We start from the raw sequence: 18,176 nt of genomic DNA on the forward strand, positions 1-18,176 counted from the left end.
GGGAAGACATGCGAGTTGTGCCGCGTATCCTGAAGACTATCGCCGTACTCTTTGTTGTCATAATCTTTGGTGGTGCAGTCTGGCTGTACGCCAGTCCACCGGAATTGCTGCGTGTCGGCGATGGGTACGCCGCCAAGGTGGTCTGCTCGAACGTCTTCATTGCCGGGCGCGATCCGGACGCTGTGCTCTACGAGGACGTCCAGGCGCCGGGCAACCCGTTGTTGCGGTTGGTACGTGTGGCTGTCGACCGGGAGGAGAAGCGGGTCACCGCTCGCATCCTTGGCCTGTTTGCGCCCGGGTACGCGATCTATCGGGGTGGGTTCGGTTGCACTGCCGTGCCTGATGGGAATTTTGAAGCCGCTACGAAAAGCGTGCAGAATTTGCCAGTGACGTCAGTGTCGCAAAGCAACGCGACCTGGCCCGAAGGTGATGCCGCGGCGAGCAGCAATGATGATGGGCTTGCGCGGCTGCTGGCAGACAAGAGTTTGATCGGTCCCGCGATGCGCGCTGTCGTTGTCGTCCACAACGGACGCATCGTCGCTGAAGCCTATGGCGATGGTTTTGGTCCGAAGATGCCGTTGATCGGCTGGTCGATGACGAAGACGGTCAATGCTGCGATCCTTGGACGGTTGATGCTGGAGGGCAAGATTGGCTTCGATGACGCCCGCCTTCTGCCGCAGTGGAAGGATGGCGAGCATGCCGCGATCAGGCTCAGGGATCTCCTTGGCATGGAAAGCGGCCTTGCATTCGATGAGGACTACGCCACCGTCGCCGACGTGACACGGATGCTCTATCTCGACGCGGACATGACGGCGCTGCCGTCAGGCCTGCCGGTCAAGGCGCTACCAGGCAAGCGTTTCAACTATTCGAGCGGTACGTCGACGTTGATCGCGAAAATCTGGATGGATCGGCTCGGCAGCGGGCAGGCAGCGCTTGCCTATCCCAGGGAGGCGCTGTTTGACCCGCTTGGCATGACGAGCGCGGTCTTCGAAGTCGATGCGCGGGGAACATTCGCCGGAAGCTCCTATCTTTACGCCACGGCGCACGATTGGGCGCGCTTCGGCCAGTTCCTGTTGCAAGGCGGGGTATGGGAGGGGCGGAGGCTCTTGCCCGAGTCCTTCGTCGCAGCAATGAGGGCGCCGACCAAGGCGTCCGGCGGCAAGTATACCCAGGCTCAAGCATGGCTTGCCGCCCCGGGTGGCGATTCGAGCGCCGAGGCCGGACTTCCGGAGGATACATTCTGGATGGAAGGGCATGACGGACAGAGTGTGGCGATCGTCCCCTCCGCCAACCTTGTCGTCGTCAGGCTAGGGCTTACTCCAAGCCGGTTGGGCTATCGACCGCAGACCCTGGTGAGGGAAGTTGTCGCAGCATTGCAGAAGCAATAGTCAATAGTTTCCTTGAGCGATGTCGGTCAGACCCTTGCGCTTGGCATCGTAGTAGTAGCCACGGGCGTAGAGCCGGACCGCGTCGTCTTCGCTGCTGTCTGAGACAACCCACGCACCGCGCAGATATTTGGCGGCATATTTGACGTTGGTCTCCGCGTCGAAAAGGCCGGCCGGCTCGCCGTCGTAACCCATCGACTTGGCAGTATTGTACTTGATTTGCATCAGCCCGAAATAACCGCGCTTGTTATAGGCCTTCGGATTGTAGCGGCTTTCGCGATGAACGACGCGGTGCAGGAGGGAAGCCGGAACCTGATAGATCCGCGAATATTTGTCGATGATCTTGGTAATCGCGCTTTTCTCCACCGTCGGAGCGCCATCGTCGTCGTCATCGCTGAACATCGGCGGCGCGGTGGGAGGATCCATCGGGCCGGAGGTGTCGAAGCCATTGTCCATCATCGAGTGCGGCGTGGTGTCGATCGCCGACAACGCTGCTACCGCGCCATTCTGGGGCGTGGCAGCAAATGCGAGCTGCGTCGAAGGCGCTGCCGTTCCCGGGCGTGGTGTTGGCACGACGGATTGGATTGCCGTCATCTCTGGCGTGAGCGGGATTGTTGCGTAACCGGCGGTCGCAGCCATCGTGACCTGCCCATTCTGCTGCGACAGATCGGCGGCGGGCATAGCGGTCGCGGTGAGGGTGGGATTTGTCTGATCGACGGAGCCAAGCATCGCTATCTCAGGCACGCCTTCGCCGGCTGGAACGGCTGCAAGCGTGGCGTCTTCGCCTGGCTTGGGAATTGGAATCACGGATTGTTCAGCGGTCAATTCGGCCTGTGAGGTGTATTCGACGCTCGAACATCCGGCGACAACGCCACAGAGCATCGTAGACACGATGAGACTGCGTTTCAGGCCGGAAAATCCGATCGCTACCATACTCTCACTCTCGTGAAATGCGCCGCCCCGGCAGCATCAAAAGTTACCAAAAACCTTAAGCCCTGTTCGTCCCATTAACGTATTCGTTGCTTTGCGGCAACCCGGTGAAAATCTTTACGCCGCGATGCGTCGATAGCCGGCGGTTACGGCACCGGCCGCGATCAGCAAGGTGCCGCCAGTACGGTTGACCGCGCGCTGTACGCTTGCCTTGCGGATCATGCCTCGCGCGGCATGAGCGAGCAGGGCGTATGTGGAGGCGTTGATGGTCGCGAGAACAAGGAAAGTCGCTTCCATGATCAGCATCTGGCCGAAGAAAGGCAGAGCCGGATTGAGGAACTGAGGCACGAAGGCGACGAAGAAAACGATGCTTTTGGGGTTGAGCGCCGTGACGACATAAGCGTGCAGGAAGATTTTCAGCGATTTCTCTTCAGGCAGGTTGTCGTTGTCCGCCATCGGCTCGGAAATGATCGGGGCGCGCCAGAGCTTGATGCCGAGCCAGATGAGATAGGCGCCGCCAACCCATTTCAGGACCGTGAACAGCGTTGCCGACGCGGCCAGCACGGCGCCCAATCCGAAGAGGGACGCTGTCATCGCCGTGAAGTCGCCGAGCGCCACGCCGCTTACCGTCGCAAGGGCCGTCTTCTTTCCATGGCCGAGCGCATAGGACACGACGAGCAAGATAGTCGGCCCCGGAATCGCCAGCATGATTGCCGATGCGGCGGCGAAAGCGAGCCAAGCTTCGAGCGACATGGAATCTCCTCCTAATCGTTAGGAGTAAGCAAAGACACCATATCAGCACTCAGTCAATCATGCTTCCCGGTATTTCTGGCCGATCGTGTCCATCACTTCGGCGAACCATTTTGTCGAGATGTCGAAGGGCTTTCCGCCCTTGATCCGCGGGAATTCGATGGTGCGCAGCTTGCCGTTGTGCGCCTCGTCGTGTCCCGTAACGCCCGAGACCTTGTTCAGCGCGCTTTCTACGGCAAGGTCGGTCATGCTCTGGATCAGCCGCAGGTCATCGCTGTTGGCTGGCGCGGATCGGGCAAAATAGCCGGACTTCTGGACCAGCGACCGTTCCGCATTGACGAGCGTTGCGAACTGCTTCTGGAACCAGCCGCCTACGTTGATGGTGTCGATCTTCACGTGGCCAAAGGCATCGCGCTTGATCGTATCGCCGGCTGCTTCGCGCTCGGCAACGATCGCATCGAGGCACGCGCCTTCCGAGATGAAGAGCGTCGCATGACCGGTGCGGTCCATGATCTCCTTGAGCCGCGCCGCTTCCGAGGCGAGGTCGAAGGCCGTCTCCGGCAGGTAGACGGCGTCGATGCTTTTCATCTTCGCGTTTGTCATCATGCCGGGCATGTATTCGTTGTTTTTTGTCCGGTTGAGATAGGCCCGCGCGGTTGCCGCCGTCAGCCAGCCGCAGTGACGCCCCATCACCTCGTGTATAATGAGTGTGCGCGGCGCTGCCGTCTGCTCGTTGCTGACATTGTCGAAGAAGTGCGCGCCGACTTCAGCGGCCGTCCATGCACCAAGCGACTGACGGATGGGGACGACGTCGTTGTCGACGGTTTTCGGCAAGCCCACGACCGTCAGGTTGTAGCTGTTGGCCGCGAGGTAGGCCGCAAGGTCGGCGGCCGTGGTGTTGGTATCGTCGCCGCCGATCGTGTGAAGAATCGTGACGCCGTCGCTGGCAAGACGCTCTGCCGCCACGCGCAACGGGTTCTCGCCCTCCTTGACGAGGCCGCGTTTCACGCAATCGGCTGCGTTTGTCAACTTGACGCGGCTGTTGCCGATCGGCGAGCCGCCGTAGCGATGCAGAAGCGGCGCTTTCTCGCGCATCTCTGCGGTGATCTTAATGCTGTCGCCGAGCAGGACACCCTGATAACCGGAGCGATAGGCAATGATGTCGAGATCGGGGGCGACATCGGTGTAGCGCTCGATCAGGCCGCCAACCGCAGAGGAGAGACAGGGTGCAAGGCCTCCGGCCGTTAGCAAAGCGACTTTCTGTTTGGGCATGTTCCCTCCTTGTTTTTACCGGTGCAGTAAGGTGCTGCCTACGTAACGCATGGATGCGGCAGGGGAAGGGTCGTGTAAAGTGTAGATATTATGAAAATCGCGCCCTGCGCCCAAGCCAAACGACGAAGGCAACCAATAGCGCGAATATAATCGTTTCAACGCCGAGATGCTCTCCGAGAAGTGTTGTGGAAATAGCCAGCGTCACGAATGTCTGCAGCAGCTGAACCTGTGCCACGCGGCCGATGCCACCGATGGCAAGACCGGCGTTCCAGAAGACGAAGCCGCCAAACATGGACATCAGGCTGAGATAGGCAAGCGCGCCGTACTCAGTTGCGCCAGGCGCATGAATACCGCCCGGCGCGACAATGAGCGTGCCGAGCAACGAAAGCGGGAAGGTAACGACGAGGGCCCATGAAATCGCCTCCCAGCCCGACAGATGGCGCGACAGCCGCGCGAGGAGCACGTAGCCGATGGCGGCGGAAACGGCGGCGGCAAGGAGCCAGATATCGCCGGCGGCCAATTGGAATCCGCTGCCGCGAACGGAAAATATGACGACGATCAGGGCGCCGGCGACGCCGCAAGCCCAGAAAAGCGGGCCGGGCCTTTCACCGTCGATGATTGCCGCGAAGATTGAGGTGAGGAGCGGCAGCACGCCGAGGACGACGCCGCCGTGGCTCGCCGGAATTGTCTGCATCGCAATCGACGAAAATGCGGGAAAGCCGAACACGACACCAACGCCGGCCCCGAAAAGGGCAGGAAGGTGTTTCTTGGGAAATGGGCGGCGGAAGACAGCGAGGGCGGCAATAGCCACGATCGAGGCTATCGCCGCCCGACATAGCGTAATAAAATATGGAGAGAATCCTTGGAGTGCGATGTGTGTCATCGGCAGGGTTCCGCCGAAAATGACGACCCCGATGAAGCCCAGGCTGAGTCCGAGCATCTGCGATTTGTCGGTGGTTTGCATTGAAGCTCCGGTAGATGATTGCCGAGAGCCCTGACATCACGAGCCGAGCGTTGTCCAATTCATTCTCCTGATACGACATATCGCAGAAGCGATGAGGGACGGTTGCGGGCGCGACAATTACAGAATTGTGAAAACTCTTTTCGAAACCTAGACCAATAGCCAGCTTGCAAAGACAATTGTTATTTGGTCAAGGTGGTTATCTTTTTTGTAGCATGAGAGACCTTGATGTCCTTCTGGGAAAAACTGTTGAATGCCATTGGCAACACGGCCGGGAATGCCCTTTCCGCAGTGGTTGAGGCCATTCGCACGCTTTTCGAAGGCGACCCGGAGACACGCCGCAAGGTCGCCGTCTCGGTTGCGATCATCGCACTCTCGGCAAAGATGGCGAAGGCGGACGGCGTCGTCAGCGAGCGCGAGGTCGATGCTTTCCGCGAGATTTTCGAGTTTCCGCCGGAGCAGGCGAAGAACGTTGCACGTCTCTACAATCTCGCACGCCAGGACGTGGCCGGCTACGAGGCCTATGCGGAACGTCTGTCTTCGCTCTGCGTGACGTGCGCCGCAAACTGCCCTGTACTCGAAGAGGTTCTTGATGGCCTCTTTCATATCGCCAAGGCCGACGGGCTTATCCACGAGAAGGAGATGGCGTTTCTGCAGCGTGTGGGCCAGATATTCCACATGAACGAGGAGCGCTTCGAGCGGATCGCCGCACGCCATGTTTCGCTAGGGCGCGACCCCTACAAGGTACTCGGCGTCTCTCCTTCCGACGACTTCACGACGATCCGCCGCCGCTACCATGGTCTTGTCAGCGAGCATCACCCTGATCGACTGATTTCCCGCGGCGTGCCGACGGAGTTCCACGCAATCGCCAACGAGCGAATGGCGGCGCTTAATGCCGCATACGAGGAGATCGAGAAGGAACGCCGGGCCGCATGACCTCTTTCGAGGCCGACTACAGGGGAGCCAGCGTGCGTCCATCGCCGAACCACGGCGAGCGTGCGGACGGGCGGCAGCCCGACATGATCCTTCTTCACTATACCGGAATGTCGACACCGGACGGCGCGCTCGACTGGCTCTGTCGAGATGAGAGCCAGGTTTCCAGCCACTATTTCGTACACGAGAACGGCGACATTGTTCAGCTCGTCCCGGAACACCGGCGTGCCTGGCATGCCGGCAAGAGCACGTGGCAAAACGAGACGGATATAAACTCGCTCTCGATCGGTATCGAGATTGCCAATGCCGGTCATCCCGGCGGGTTGCCGGACTATCCCGAAGCGCAGATCGCGGCCGTCATCGAATTGTGTCGCGATTGCGGCGAACGTTGGTCAATTGCGCCGGAGCGCGTGCTTGGGCACTCCGACGTGGCGCCCGTCCGGAAGGTCGATCCGGGCGAAAAGTTCCCGTGGCGGGAACTCCACGCGGCAGGTGTCGGGCACTGGGTGAAGCCCGCACCGATTGCTGGCGGCAGGTTCTTCCAGCGCGGCGACAAGGGGCAGCCGGTCGAGGCGCTTCAGTCCATGCTGTCACTTTATGGTTATGCGACGGAAATCACGGGTGAATTTTCGGACAAGATGGCCGGGGAAGTCGAGGCTTTCCAGCGCCATTTCCGACCCGCACGCATCGACGGAATTGCGGATTTTTCGACGATCGACACACTGCATCGGCTGCTTTCGGCACTCCGCCGCTATTCGTCATAAGTCATACTTTTGTGAGTCGCCGAACCCACCAGATTTGGGGAGTTCGGGTGCTTGCCACATGATTTCCCTATTATCTCCTCATTGCGATGGTCTAACCCGAGCCGCTGAACGGCGCTCGCGAACTTGTTTATGTATTTCTTCGAGCGTCAAATGAAACAAGAAGAATTACAGCGAAATACATTGTGTATTTTAGCGGTATCGGACCGGTTGTTAGTTTTGACTGCTACCGGCAGTTCTTTGAGTCGGAGTAATTAGACTGTATGAGAAAGTTTTTTGCTGCTGCGGTGTGCGCAAGCACGCTGCTGATGGGAATGAATTGCGCCTTTGCGGGCGACTGGGGTAACAAAGCACAAACGATACCTCTGAAGACCGTTGACCGGACCAGCGGTTATGCGATGCCGGATTTCGCTACGAACAAATATTCTGCTCTCATCGTAAAGTACGCAAACCAGTACAATGTTCCGGTTGAACTGGCGCATGCGGTCGTTCGCGTCGAGAGCAATTTCAATCCAAGCGCACGCGGTAGCGCCGGCGAAGTTGGACTGATGCAGATCAAGCCGGCGACGGCAAAGATGATGGGCTACGCGGGTACAAAGCAGGGGCTGTTCGACCCCGAGACGAATATCAAGTTCGGCATGAAGTATCTGGCGACGGCCCATGAGCTGGGTGGCGGCGGGACCTGCGATACCATCCTGAAGTACAATGCCGGACACGCAGCGACGCGCATGAATCCCGTCTCCAAGGCCTACTGCGGCAAAGTCCTGGCGATGATTGACTGATCGACGAAAAGTGCCGGGTATTGAATCCTTTCTATGCGGCACTTGAGAATATGATTCAGCTTGCCGGCCGTGCTATGTGACCTCGAAGCGAGGTGGCATATGACGGTTGATTTCAAGGTGATCATAATTGGACGCGGAATGATGGGCGCGGCAGCCGCCCGCCATCTTTCCGGCATGATCGACGGCGTTGCGCTCATTGGTCCGCGTGAACCTGCTGAGCGCAAAAGTCACGACGGCGTATTTGCAAGCCACTACGACGAGGCTCGCATCACACGTACATTCGATGACAATCTGGTCTGGGCGACACTCGCTGCCCGCTCTCTTGACCGATATGCCGAGATCGAGGCGACAAGCGGCATCTCCTTCTTTACCGAAGCGGGATGCCTGTTCGCCGGGCCACCCCCGAGCCCCGGGCAAGGGTATCTCGGACGGGCGCTGGACATTGCCAATACGCTCAATATCGGCGTTGAAACACTGGAGCCCGCGGCACTGAGCGACCGGTTTCCGCAGTTTTCACTGAACGGATCCTTCAAGGGTTATTTCGAGCGGCACCGTGCCGGCCACGTTAATCCCCGTGCGCTCGTGAAAGCACAGGTGGTGCTTGCCGAGGCCGGTGGCGCCACTGTCCTCGATGCGACCGTGACGGGCGTGGAGGATGCCGGCACGCATGTCGAGGTGACGGTTTCTGACCGGGTCTATACCGCAGAGAAAGTGCTCGTTGCTGCCGGCGGCTTCACGAACTTCAATCAGCTTCTTCCATCGCCGGTCGATACTCGCGTATCCGCCCGCACCGTCGTTTTCTACGAACTTGGCGAGCGCGAGCTGTCGCTTTTCGGCGACATGCCGTCGAGCATCATCTTTGGCGACCGGGACGAGGATCACGTCTACATATTGCCGCCTGTGCGCTATCCCGACGGCAAGACCTACCTGAAGCTCGGCGGCGATACCGAAGCGCGTATCTTCGACAATCTGGAAGATATCGGTGCCTGGTTTCGTTCGGACGGCGATCCCGCCGAGCTTGATCCGCTCGTCGCGAAAGCCTTGGAACTGATGCCTGCGCTTGCGGGATGCCCCGTTACCGCGGCTCCCTGTATTGCGAGCTTCACGCCGACTGCCTATCCCTATGCTGGCTTTACAGACTCGCCACGCATTGCGGTGTTGACCGGTGGCAATTTCGTCGCGGCGAAATCCTCGGATGAACTCGGTCGGCTCGGTGCCGTTCTGATGACCCGGGGCAGGTTGGGCGACGGGGATTTCGGCAGGGAATTTGCGCCGGTTTTCCGCTAGAGATGGGGGCGAGCAGTGAACACGGACTTTAGATATATCGTGGTGGGCCGAGGCCTGATGGGGGCGGCGGCTGCGAGGCATCTGGCGCGGTCGACCGATGGCGTCGCGGTGATCGGGCCGGACGAGCCGACCGATCGGAAGACGCATTCCGGCGTTTTTGCTAGCCACTATGACGAAGGACGGATTACCCGCACCATCGATCCCGACCGCGACTGGGCACTGCTCGCCAATCGCTCGATCACGCGCTATGCCGAGATCGAGCGCGATAGCGGCATCTCCTTCTACACGCCTGCCGGTTGCTTGGTGGTCGGCCCTGCCCAGGGTGGCGCCAGCAGCTATGTCAAACGAACGGCTGCGGCGGCAGCTTCGCTCGGCGTCGAGACAACGCTGCTTGATGATGGTGGCCTGAAGAGCGGCTTTCCGTTCTTTGCTTTTCCCGACGGTAGCCAGGGTGTCCACGAGCCGACAGGGGCCGGCCATATCAGCCCGCGCAACCTGGTTCGTGCCCAGTCGGTGGCGGCTGAGCGAGCGGGTGCATCGGTGATCCGCGATTTCGCCGTGACGATTCGTGAGGAGGGTGGCGCAGCTGCCGTCGAGACATCGGGCGGACGAACCTATCGCGCCGAAAAAGTTCTTTTGGCGGCGGGCGGATTCTCCATTGCGGAGAATCTGTTGCCGCAACCTGTTGATATGACGGTTTATGCGCGTACCATCGCCTTCTACGAGATCGACGAGGCCGCAGCCGCCGCTTTTGTCAGTATGCCGTCGCTGATCGCGCATGGAGCCGAAGGCATCGACGATTTCTACATGCTGCCGCCGATCCGTTATCCCGACGGCAAGATTTACTTGAAGATCGGCGGCGATCCCGATGATCTCAGCCTCGGCCATGAGCCGGAGTTGCGCGCCTGGTTCAAGACGGACGGGCGCGAAAGTGTGCAGGCGTATCTCACCCGGCTGATCTCGCGCATTGTCCCGGATCTCAAGCCGCTTTCGACATCGAGCGGGTCATGCGTCGTCTCATTCACGCCGAGCGGCTATCCGATGATTGGCTACACCTCTTCCTCTCGTATTGCCGTGCTAACTGGTGGATGTGGCACCGCCGCCAAGAGCTCCGACGAGATCGGACGGCTCGGTGCCGAACTTCTTCTCGAAGGGCAAATCAGCGAGCAAGGCTACGCTACGGATTTCAAACCCTATTTCCGTCAGCCGTGAGTGGATATTTCATTGGCATTCATGGGCGCACTCGGTTATGGGAGCCGTGCCAGTTGGCTGGGCAGCCGCGCTTTACCAATGCCGAAAGGCGGTAGGGTGAGGAAAGTCCGGGCTCCACGGAAACACGGTGCCGGATAACGTCCGGCGAGGGCGACCTCAGGGAAAGTGCCACAGAAAGCAAACCGCCTGCCTCGGCAGGTAAGGGTGAAAGGGTGGGGTAAGAGCCCACCGCGTCTCCGGCAACGGCGATGGCAAGGTAAACCCCACCGGGAGCAAGACCGAATAGGGATGACGTGGTCGGCGCAAGCCGTCCGGCTGGTTTCCAGGCCAGTCATCCGGGTGGGTTGCGTGAGGCAGCGTGCGAGCGCTGTCCCAGAGGAATGGCTGCCACGTTCCGGTTTCGGCCGGAGCCATACAGAACCCGGCTTACAGGCCAACTGGCGATTTCCCTCGCATGAGCTGCGAGTATCCGATCATGGTGCGCAAGTAACGTCAGTGCGCCGTGGGCATTTGAGCCAGGCACTCTTCGCAGACTGTGCTGCTTCGAGCAAGAATAGACCAGCGCTTGAATATCTTCCCGCAGGAATCGCATCTGATATCGGTGGTCATGCCCTTCTGCGCGAGCGGAATACGCTTTTCGGGCTCAAATCGCCCGTATAGGAGGCCCTTTAATGTGAAGTTTGTCATAGCATTACTCCACGTTTTATTATTTAAGCATTTTTTGATATAGGATGGGTCGGGCGTAAATCAATTCTCCCTTGCTGTACTATATGACAAGTTGTTCTAGCAAGATTGGCTGGTCTTGCCTCTTCTGAAGGAGGGGAGGTCGCGATTGCTTGCCCATTGCGCCCCGGCCCTGGGCGTCGTTCGCCCATGAGCGGGCATTCTCAACGCTGTCCGGCAATCTCTTTTCACGTCGCTTTCCCCGATTTCCCCGCGCTTTCGTTGCTGTTTCGCACAGCTGGAGCGGCCAATGAGACGTCGCGCTTGGCCACGCGATGCGTGCGTCCATAACTCTTTGTTAAACTTAACAGCTTATAAATTTCCGATACTGCGCTCATCGTGAGACGGGCGTTTCCCATTGACGCCCATATGGTCCCATGTTATCCCATTCATGCACTGCGCAAGGGCAATTTAGTGCCCACTCATCGCAAAGCCGAGGCGTTTCCCCGTACTGGGGCGCCGGATGGAGTGTTGTTCATCCGGCTGGCGAAGCTGTGCCTGGGAAACGGGGTTTCGGACATCTGACTTCCGTCCGGGCCCTTTCGGGAACGGATGTTTCGTGTCATGAGCCGCTTCCTTTCAAATGCGACCAACAGGATCGATTCCAAGGGCAGGGTATCCGTGCCTGCGATCTTTCGTTCCGTGCTGGCGCAACGCAATGTTCAGGAGCTCTATTGCTTTCAGGACTTTGTGTTTCCGGCGATCAGCATCGGCGGCGCGGATCTTCTCGAAAGGTTCGAGCGGCAGATTGCAGCGGAGGATCCGTTTTCGCCGGGTGCGAACGAGATGTCGCTTCTCATCCACGGGGGCGGGGTCTTCATGAAGCTCGACGCCGAGGGGCGGTTGATGGTCACGAATTTCATTCGCGACTTCACCGGCATCTCGGACGAGGTGACTTTCGTCGGTCGGGCGGATCATTTTCAGCTGTGGCAGCCGGATGCATTTCAGGTTGCCCAGGTAAAGACGCGAGGGGAACGCAGGCTGGCAAGCAGGCGTTCCAATTAGAACGAGGGTACGGAATGGTGGCGAATCCTGGCGGAGGTTCAACTGATGCCGGTGGCGGACCGGTTCGCCACATTCCGGTTCTCCTGGCTGAGGTTTTGGCGGCGCTCGAGCCGGCCGGGGGAAAGCTTGTTCTCGATGGCACGTTTGGTGCAGGTGGCTATACATTGGCCATTCTCTCTGCCGGTGCGGATGTGGTCGCGCTCGACCGCGATCCCACCGCCATCGATGCCGGGCAGGGGCTTGTCGAAGCACACGGCGGTCGCCTCCGGCTCGTCCATTCGCAGTTTTCCTCGCTCGCTGATCAGGCGCCGGCTGAAGGTCTCGACGGTGTCGTGCTTGATATCGGCGTATCGTCGATGCAGATCGATGAGGCAGAGCGCGGTTTCTCTTTCCAGAAGAATGGTCCGCTGGACATGCGGATGTCCGCAGCCGGTGTTTCCGCTGCCGACGTGATCAATCGAGCCAAGGTTGCGGAACTGATTCGCATCTTTCATTTCCTCGGCGAGGAGAGCCAGGCGCCGCGGATTGCGCATGCGATCGAAAAGCGTCGCATGGAGAAGCCCTTCGAGACGACGCGCGACCTGGCCGGACTGATCGAATTGGTGACGCCGCGCAAGATGAAGGACAAGATCCATCCGGCAACGCGGGTCTTTCAGGCGTTGCGCATCTTCGTCAACGACGAGCTCGGCGAGCTGGCGCAGGCGCTCTTTGCTGCAGAGCGGTCGTTGAAGCCGGGTGGTCGATTGGTTGTCGTTACCTTTCATTCGCTCGAAGACCGGATCGTCAAGAAATTCTTCTCGGACCGGGCGGGCAAGGCTTCCGGTTCGCGCCATCTGCCAATTGCGCACGAGCGAGCGGCAACGTTCGAGCCGATTGGAAAACCGATGGTTTCAGCCAGCGCCGAGGAGGCCGAGGCTAATCCACGCGCACGTTCGGCGAAGTTGCGCGCCGGTCTGCGAACCGCAGCGCGGGCTGAACCGGCCGATCTCTCGATCTTCGGATTGCCCAATCTCGCCAGTCTTGGAAAGCTCGGAGCGTGAAATGCTGAGAACGTTCGATCTTGTCCTTGTCGGTGTCATGACAGCCGCAGCTGCCGTCACCTACACGATCAAGCACCATTCCGAGCTCAAGCTCGAGGAGGTTCATCGCCTCGAGGCTGAGATAAAGCTCGAAAAGGATACGATTGACCTGCTGAAGGCCGACTGGGCCCTGCAGTCGCAGCCGAACAGGCTGGAGCGTCTCGTCAACAACTACAACAGTGAACTCCAATTGCAGCCGACGCAGTCGACGTCGCTCGTGCATTCCAGGGAACTGCCGATGCTGAAGTCGCAGGTGCCGGTTCCCGATATCACGGAAGCAAAGGCGGGTTCTAGCGGCAAGGCGAAGAAACCCTCTCCGCTAAAGCCTGCGGTGGATGAAGACGATATGGCAACCGGATCTGTGGAGTAGAAATGTCTTTCCTTTCACGCATCATGGTGTTGAAGAGCCAGGCGCATTTTTCCGCCGGCGTTTACAATCGCTTTGGCGGGCCTTCCGCGAAGGCGCCGATCGAGGGGTCGCGAAAGAAGAGGGCGGGGCAGGCCAGGAGCCGCGTCGGTCTGTTGATCGTCGGTTTTATCGGCGTCTATTGCGTCATCGGTGGTCGCCTTGTCGAGTACGCTGTCAAGGATCCCGAGGTCGTTTCCAGCATTCTCCCGCCTGATCGCCTCATGGCGTCGCGGCCGGATATTCTGGATCGAAATGGCGAAGTGCTTGCCACCGACATCCGTACCGTGTCGCTGTTTGCCGAACCCCACAAGGTCGTCGATCCAGACGACGCCGTGGAAAAGCTCTCGACGGTACTTCCCGACCTCGACATGAAGGGCACCTACAAGAAGCTTGCGAACCGCACCTCGCATTTCGCCTGGCTTCGCCGCCAGCTGACGCCGAAGCAGCAAAGCCAGATCCTGGCACTTGGAATTCCCGGTATAGGCTTCCGACCTGAGAAACGCCGTTTCTACCCCGGTGGCGCGACCGCCGCTCACATTCTCGGCTACGTCAACATCGACAACCGTGGCGTCGCCGGCATGGAAAAATACATCGACGATCAAGGGCTTGCGGACCTTGCTTCGGTCGGCATGACAAGCGATCAACCACTGGAGCCCGTGCGGCTGTCGATCGATGTCCGCGTGCAGAACATCGTGCGCGACGTGGTCGTCAACGCTGTCAAGAACTACGAGGCGAAAGGCGCCGGGGCCGTGATTCTCGATATCCATACCGGCGAAGTGCTGGCCATGGCGTCGGCTCCCGATTTCGATCCGAACAATCCCATGGAAGGCGCAAAGGAAGGCTGGCTGAACCGCATGTCGAACGGCACGTTCGAGATGGGCTCCACCTTCAAGACGTTCTCGCTGGCGATGGCGCTCGATACCGGCAAGGTCAAGCTGACCGACAGTTTCGACGCGACTCAGCCGATCCGTATCGGCGGTTTCACCATCCACGACTTTCACGGCCAGCGTCGCTGGCTGACGCTGCCTGAAGTATTCCAGTATTCCTCCAACGTCGGCACCGCCCGCATCATCGATATCGTCGGCATGGAGGCGCAGAAGGATTACCTGACAAAGCTCGGACTGCTGAGCAAGATGCAGACGGAGCTGCCGGAAGTGAAAATGCCGAGCCAGCCCAAAGTCTGGAAGAAAATCAACTCGATCACGATCTCTTTCGGCCACGGCGTCTCGACCACGCCGTTGCAGACTGCCGTCGCGGGCGCTGCGCTTATCAATGGTGGCAAGCTGATAGAGCCGACTTTTCTGCCACGGACGCGGGAACAGGCCGATGATGTCGCCGAGGTCGTGGTCAAGAAATCGACAAGCGACGACGTACGTTACCTCTTCAAGCTCAACGGCATCAAAGGATCGGGCCGCAACGCCGACGTGCCCGGCTTTCAAGTCGGCGGCAAGACCGGTACCGCGGACAAGGTGGTGAACGGCCGCTATGCCACCAACCTCAACTTCAACGCCTTTCTGGCGGCTTTTCCCATGGACGACCCGAAGTACATGGTGCTGACATTCTGCGACGAGCCGCACAATGGCGAAAAGGGACAAAACATCGCCGCCTACACAGCCGCGCCGATGGTCAAGAACATCATTGCGCGTGCTGCACCAATCCTCGGTGTGGAACCGAAGTTCGGTGACGACGGATCGGCCATGTTGGTGTCTTATTGAGTCTGAATGAATGTCGAGGCCGATTCGCCATGGGGGCGTGGCGGCTCGAAGAAGAAAAGTACATTCGATGAGATTGCGAGACATCGCCGGGGACGCGTTTCCGGAACTCAAGGACCAACTGGACGGGGAGATAGGCGCGCTCGATATCGCAGGGCTTTCCTCCGACAGCAGGAAGATTTCGCCCGGCATGGCATTCGTCGCTGTCGCCGGTACGAAGGCTGACGGCGCGGGCTTCATAGCGGATGCGGCAGCGCGCGGTGCTGCGGTTGCAATCGCCGCTCATGCCGCCGATTCCGCTGTTCCCGTCCTTGTCGTTGAAGAACCGCGCCGCTTCCTCTCGATTGCCGCTTCCCATTTCTATGGAAATCAGCCGGAAACAATGGTCGCTGTCACGGGTACAGCCGGCAAGACGTCCGTGGCTTCCTTCACGCGGCAGATCTGGGCTCATGCCGGGTATCCGGCAGCGATGATCGGCACCACCGGTGTCGTCTCGCCGACCCGAAACGAATACGGCTCCCTGACAACGCCCGATCCCGTTTCGCTGCATGCTCTTCTGGCTGAGTTGGCAGACGAGGGTGTCACGCACGCGTCGATGGAGGCCTCCAGCCATGGTCTCGACCAATGCCGCCTCGACGGCGTTGCGCTTGCTGCCGCAGCCTTCACCAATCTCGGCCGCGACCACATGGACTACCATCCGACGATAGAGAGTTACATGGCCGCGAAGATGCGGCTGTTCGATACGCTGCTGCCGAAGGGGTCGCCTGCGGTGATCTTCGCCGACGATGCATGGTCGGAGCAGGCAGTGAAGGCAGCCAGAGACGCTGGCCACGAGGTCCGCACTGTCGGCCGCAAGGGTGACTATCTGACGTTGAAGCGCGTCGAGCACTTCCGGCACAAGCAGGTTGCTGAGATCCATGCCAACGGCGAGATTTTCGAGGTCGACATTCCGCTTGCCGGTGATTTTCAGGTAGCCAACGCATTGGTCGCTGCCGGGCTCGCTATGTCGACCGGCGTTCCGGCCAAGGTTGCCATGGCAGCCCTGGAGAAACTGCAGGGTGCTTCGGGTCGCCTCGAGCTGGTCGGTCACACAAAGGACGGCGCGCTGGCTTACGTCGACTACGCACACAAGCCGGATGCGCTTGCCAATGTGCTGGAGTCGGTGCGTCCATTCACGACCGGACGCGTGATCGTCGTTTTCGGTTGCGGCGGTGACCGCGACCGGGGCAAGCGTCCAATTATGGGGGAAATCGCTTGCCGGCTCGCCGACGTCGTGATCGTCACCGATGACAATCCGCGCTCGGAAGAGCCCGCGTCGATCCGCGCCGAGATTCTAGTGGTTGCGGGTTGCGCGTCGGAGATCGGTGATCGCGCCAAGGCGATCCGCGAGGCGGTCGGCATGCTGACATCGGGCGACACTCTGATCGTCGCTGGCAAGGGACACGAGGAAGGGCAGACGGTTGGGAGCCTTACCCTACCGTTTTCTGACCACGCCGAATTGCGCAAGGCTTTGGAGGAGCTGAAACCGTGAACTGGCTTTGGACGACGGAAGACATGATTGCCGCCATGGCAGGCCGACCTTTCGGCACGCTGCCGGAGGGTATCACGGGTATTTCCATCGACAGCCGTTCCATCGGTCCGGGCGAAGCCTTCTTCGCGATCAAGGGAGATCGCGTGGACGGTCATGATTACGCGTCGATGGCGATGGCCAACGGCGCGGCTCTCCTCATCGTCAACGAGTCGCGTCTTCCGGCCATGGGACGCCTGACCGTGCCAATGATCGTCGTCGATGACGTGCTTGCCGCACTGGGGCGTCTCGGGCTAGCCGCCCGGGCCCGCTCTCGCGCCCAGATCATCGCCGTCACCGGGTCAGTCGGAAAGACCACCACCAAGGAGATGCTGCGGCGGGTTTTGTCGCCATCGGGCAAGGTCCACGCTTCCGTCGCCTCCTTCAACAATCACTGGGGCGTGCCGCTGACGCTCGCCCGCATGCCGCTCGACACCTATTTCGGGGTCTTCGAAGTGGGCATGAACCATCCGGACGAAATTCGCCCGCTGGTGAAGATGATTTCACCGCATGTGGCAGTCATAACCACGATCGCGCCGGCGCACCTCGGCAACTTCAAGAGCATCAAGGAAATTGCAACTGCAAAAGCAGAGATCTTCGAAGGCGTGATGCCCGGCGGCCATGTCGTGCTCAACCGCGACAACGACCAATTCAACTTTCTCGATCGGACCGCGCAGTCATTCGGTATCGAGCATATCCACTCGTTCGGCCAGCATGCCAAGGCGGAATATCGACTAGCCGAATTCAACGGCTCGGATCAAAGCTCGACACTCTGGATTACCATCGATGGCGAGACCAACGAAGTGGCGCTCGGCGCGCCTGGCCGTCACATCGCCGAAAATGCGCTCGCCGCGCTGGGCGTCGTCAAGATTGTCGGGGCGGACATACAGCAGGCGATTGCGGCTCTTGCGATGCTTCAACCGGAAAAGGGCAGGGGGCGCCGCCACAAGTTGGCGATCGACAATGGCTCCTTCACCGTTATCGACGAGAGCTACAACGCCAATCCCGCATCCATGCGCGCGGCGATCTCGGTTCTTGCAAGCGCCGTGCCGGCTGGGTCCGGCCGCCGCATCGCGGTCCTTGGCGATATGTTGGAAATGGGCGATTACGCGCAGAGAGTCCATTCGGATCTCGTCGGGCCACTGCTCGACGCCGGGATAGAACATGTCTGGCTTGCGGGCCCCGAGATGATTGCGCTCAGGGAATCGCTTCCGGAAAGCGTGCAGGTCGAGCACCGCGAGAAGACCGAAGAACTTATCGAATACGTATTGGACGCTGTCGCGGCTGGCGACGTGCTGATGGTAAAATCGTCACTGGGCATCGGTTTCGGCAAGATTGTCGCCGCGCTCCTTGACAAGTTCCCGCCATTTGCCGACACGCAACGCGAATTTTGAGCGGGTAAACAAGG

Annotated in this window: 16 protein-coding genes and 1 other RNA gene; 13 read left to right on the forward strand and 4 right to left on the reverse strand. The window is 59.7% G+C overall.

Annotation, left to right across the window (positions count from 1 at the left end; translation table 11 throughout):
- Positions 1–8 precede the first annotated feature (8 nt).
- Positions 9–1,388 carry a serine hydrolase gene (locus ASC90_RS06860; RefSeq protein ID WP_056537327.1) on the forward strand — a complete coding sequence of 460 codons (1,380 nt, stop codon included), beginning with the start codon at positions 9–11 and terminating at the stop codon, positions 1,386–1,388.
- Here the strand turns inward: ASC90_RS06860 and ASC90_RS06865 are convergent, their stop codons facing one another.
- The 4 genes from ASC90_RS06865 to ASC90_RS06880 form a co-directional block, all read right to left on the reverse strand.
- Positions 1,389–2,318, reverse strand: coding sequence for a lytic transglycosylase domain-containing protein (locus ASC90_RS06865; protein WP_056537331.1), 930 nt, complete (start codon positions 2,316–2,318; stop codon positions 1,389–1,391).
- Positions 2,319–2,432: 114 nt separating this feature from the next.
- On the reverse strand, positions 2,433–3,068 hold the full coding sequence (locus ASC90_RS06870) for a LysE family translocator (RefSeq protein WP_056537334.1): 636 nt from the start codon (positions 3,066–3,068) through the stop codon (positions 2,433–2,435).
- 57 nt (positions 3,069–3,125) lie between these two features.
- Complete coding sequence (locus ASC90_RS06875) at positions 3,126–4,337, reverse strand: pyrophosphate--fructose-6-phosphate 1-phosphotransferase (protein ID WP_056537337.1); 1,212 nt, start codon at positions 4,335–4,337, stop codon at positions 3,126–3,128.
- Positions 4,338–4,425: 88 nt separating this feature from the next.
- Positions 4,426–5,301: a DMT family transporter gene (locus ASC90_RS06880; RefSeq protein WP_056537339.1), complete on the reverse strand. Its 876-nt coding sequence runs from the start codon at positions 5,299–5,301 to the stop codon at positions 4,426–4,428.
- Between the two features lie 225 nt (positions 5,302–5,526).
- Here ASC90_RS06880 and ASC90_RS06885 point away from each other — a divergent pair, with 225 nt between their 5' ends.
- The 12 genes from ASC90_RS06885 to ASC90_RS06940 all read left to right on the forward strand — a co-directional run bounded on the left by ASC90_RS06885 (position 5,527) and on the right by ASC90_RS06940 (position 18,162).
- Positions 5,527–6,234, forward strand: coding sequence for a DnaJ family molecular chaperone (locus ASC90_RS06885; RefSeq protein ID WP_056537340.1), 708 nt, complete (start codon positions 5,527–5,529; stop codon positions 6,232–6,234).
- Positions 6,231–6,995 (forward strand): N-acetylmuramoyl-L-alanine amidase, encoded by a 765-nt coding sequence (locus tag ASC90_RS06890; protein WP_056537342.1) that lies wholly within the window; start codon positions 6,231–6,233, stop codon positions 6,993–6,995. The genes ASC90_RS06885 and ASC90_RS06890 overlap by 4 nt, the downstream gene beginning before the upstream one ends.
- A gap of 260 nt (positions 6,996–7,255) precedes the next feature.
- The gene (locus ASC90_RS06895; RefSeq protein ID WP_056537344.1) at positions 7,256–7,774 is read left to right on the forward strand and encodes a transglycosylase SLT domain-containing protein; all 519 of its coding nucleotides are present in this window, start codon (positions 7,256–7,258) and stop codon (positions 7,772–7,774) included.
- A 99-nt stretch (positions 7,775–7,873) separates the two neighbouring features.
- On the forward strand, positions 7,874–9,061 hold the full coding sequence (locus tag ASC90_RS06900; RefSeq protein WP_056537346.1) for an FAD-dependent oxidoreductase: 1,188 nt from the start codon (positions 7,874–7,876) through the stop codon (positions 9,059–9,061).
- Positions 9,062–9,076: 15 nt separating this feature from the next.
- Positions 9,077–10,273 carry an FAD-dependent oxidoreductase gene (locus ASC90_RS06905; protein ID WP_082519842.1) on the forward strand — a complete coding sequence of 399 codons (1,197 nt, stop codon included), beginning with the start codon at positions 9,077–9,079 and terminating at the stop codon, positions 10,271–10,273.
- Between the two features lie 49 nt (positions 10,274–10,322).
- Positions 10,323–10,718, forward strand: an RNA gene (rnpB, locus tag ASC90_RS07195) — RNase P RNA component class A.
- A gap of 842 nt (positions 10,719–11,560) precedes the next feature.
- The gene (gene mraZ, locus ASC90_RS06915; protein WP_056537502.1) at positions 11,561–12,001 is read left to right on the forward strand and encodes a division/cell wall cluster transcriptional repressor MraZ; all 441 of its coding nucleotides are present in this window, start codon (positions 11,561–11,563) and stop codon (positions 11,999–12,001) included.
- A gap of 14 nt (positions 12,002–12,015) precedes the next feature.
- Entirely contained in the window at positions 12,016–13,041 is a 1,026-nt protein-coding gene (gene rsmH / locus ASC90_RS06920; protein WP_056537352.1) for a 16S rRNA (cytosine(1402)-N(4))-methyltransferase RsmH, read from the forward strand.
- Between the two features lies 1 nt (position 13,042).
- A complete protein-coding gene (locus ASC90_RS06925; protein ID WP_056537353.1) occupies positions 13,043–13,450 on the forward strand; it encodes a hypothetical protein in 408 nt (135 codons plus the stop codon).
- A gap of 2 nt (positions 13,451–13,452) precedes the next feature.
- A complete protein-coding gene (locus ASC90_RS06930) occupies positions 13,453–15,204 on the forward strand; it encodes a penicillin-binding protein 2 (protein WP_056537355.1) in 1,752 nt (583 codons plus the stop codon).
- A gap of 67 nt (positions 15,205–15,271) precedes the next feature.
- Positions 15,272–16,732, forward strand: a complete 1,461-nt coding sequence (locus tag ASC90_RS06935; protein WP_056537358.1) for a UDP-N-acetylmuramoyl-L-alanyl-D-glutamate--2,6-diaminopimelate ligase — start codon at positions 15,272–15,274, stop codon at positions 16,730–16,732.
- Positions 16,729–18,162 carry a UDP-N-acetylmuramoylalanyl-D-glutamyl-2,6-diaminopimelate--D-alanyl-D-alanine ligase gene (locus ASC90_RS06940; RefSeq protein WP_056537360.1) on the forward strand — a complete coding sequence of 478 codons (1,434 nt, stop codon included), beginning with the start codon at positions 16,729–16,731 and terminating at the stop codon, positions 18,160–18,162. Before ASC90_RS06935 ends, ASC90_RS06940 begins: the two co-directional genes overlap by 4 nt.
- Positions 18,163–18,176 lie beyond the last annotated feature (14 nt).

The sequence above is a fragment of the Rhizobium sp. Root1220 genome (genome assembly GCF_001426265.1).
In the GTDB taxonomy this organism is placed as follows: domain Bacteria; phylum Pseudomonadota; class Alphaproteobacteria; order Rhizobiales; family Rhizobiaceae; genus Rhizobium.

Coding starts and splice junctions, on each gene's coding strand:
- ASC90_RS06860 (WP_056537327.1), top strand. CDS start 9: ATGCGAGTTGTGCCGCGTATCCTGAAGACTATCGCCGTACTCTTTGTT.
- ASC90_RS06865 (WP_056537331.1), bottom strand. CDS start 2,318: ATGGTAGCGATCGGATTTTCCGGCCTGAAACGCAGTCTCATCGTGTCT.
- ASC90_RS06870 (WP_056537334.1), bottom strand. CDS start 3,068: ATGTCGCTCGAAGCTTGGCTCGCTTTCGCCGCCGCATCGGCAATCATG.
- ASC90_RS06875 (WP_056537337.1), bottom strand. CDS start 4,337: ATGCCCAAACAGAAAGTCGCTTTGCTAACGGCCGGAGGCCTTGCACCC.
- ASC90_RS06880 (WP_056537339.1), bottom strand. CDS start 5,301: ATGCAAACCACCGACAAATCGCAGATGCTCGGACTCAGCCTGGGCTTC.
- ASC90_RS06885 (WP_056537340.1), top strand. CDS start 5,527: ATGTCCTTCTGGGAAAAACTGTTGAATGCCATTGGCAACACGGCCGGG.
- ASC90_RS06890 (WP_056537342.1), top strand. CDS start 6,231: ATGACCTCTTTCGAGGCCGACTACAGGGGAGCCAGCGTGCGTCCATCG.
- ASC90_RS06895 (WP_056537344.1), top strand. CDS start 7,256: ATGAGAAAGTTTTTTGCTGCTGCGGTGTGCGCAAGCACGCTGCTGATG.
- ASC90_RS06900 (WP_056537346.1), top strand. CDS start 7,874: ATGACGGTTGATTTCAAGGTGATCATAATTGGACGCGGAATGATGGGC.
- mraZ (WP_056537502.1), top strand. CDS start 11,561: ATGAGCCGCTTCCTTTCAAATGCGACCAACAGGATCGATTCCAAGGGC.
- rsmH (WP_056537352.1), top strand. CDS start 12,016: ATGGTGGCGAATCCTGGCGGAGGTTCAACTGATGCCGGTGGCGGACCG.
- ASC90_RS06925 (WP_056537353.1), top strand. CDS start 13,043: ATGCTGAGAACGTTCGATCTTGTCCTTGTCGGTGTCATGACAGCCGCA.
- ASC90_RS06930 (WP_056537355.1), top strand. CDS start 13,453: ATGTCTTTCCTTTCACGCATCATGGTGTTGAAGAGCCAGGCGCATTTT.
- ASC90_RS06935 (WP_056537358.1), top strand. CDS start 15,272: ATGAGATTGCGAGACATCGCCGGGGACGCGTTTCCGGAACTCAAGGAC.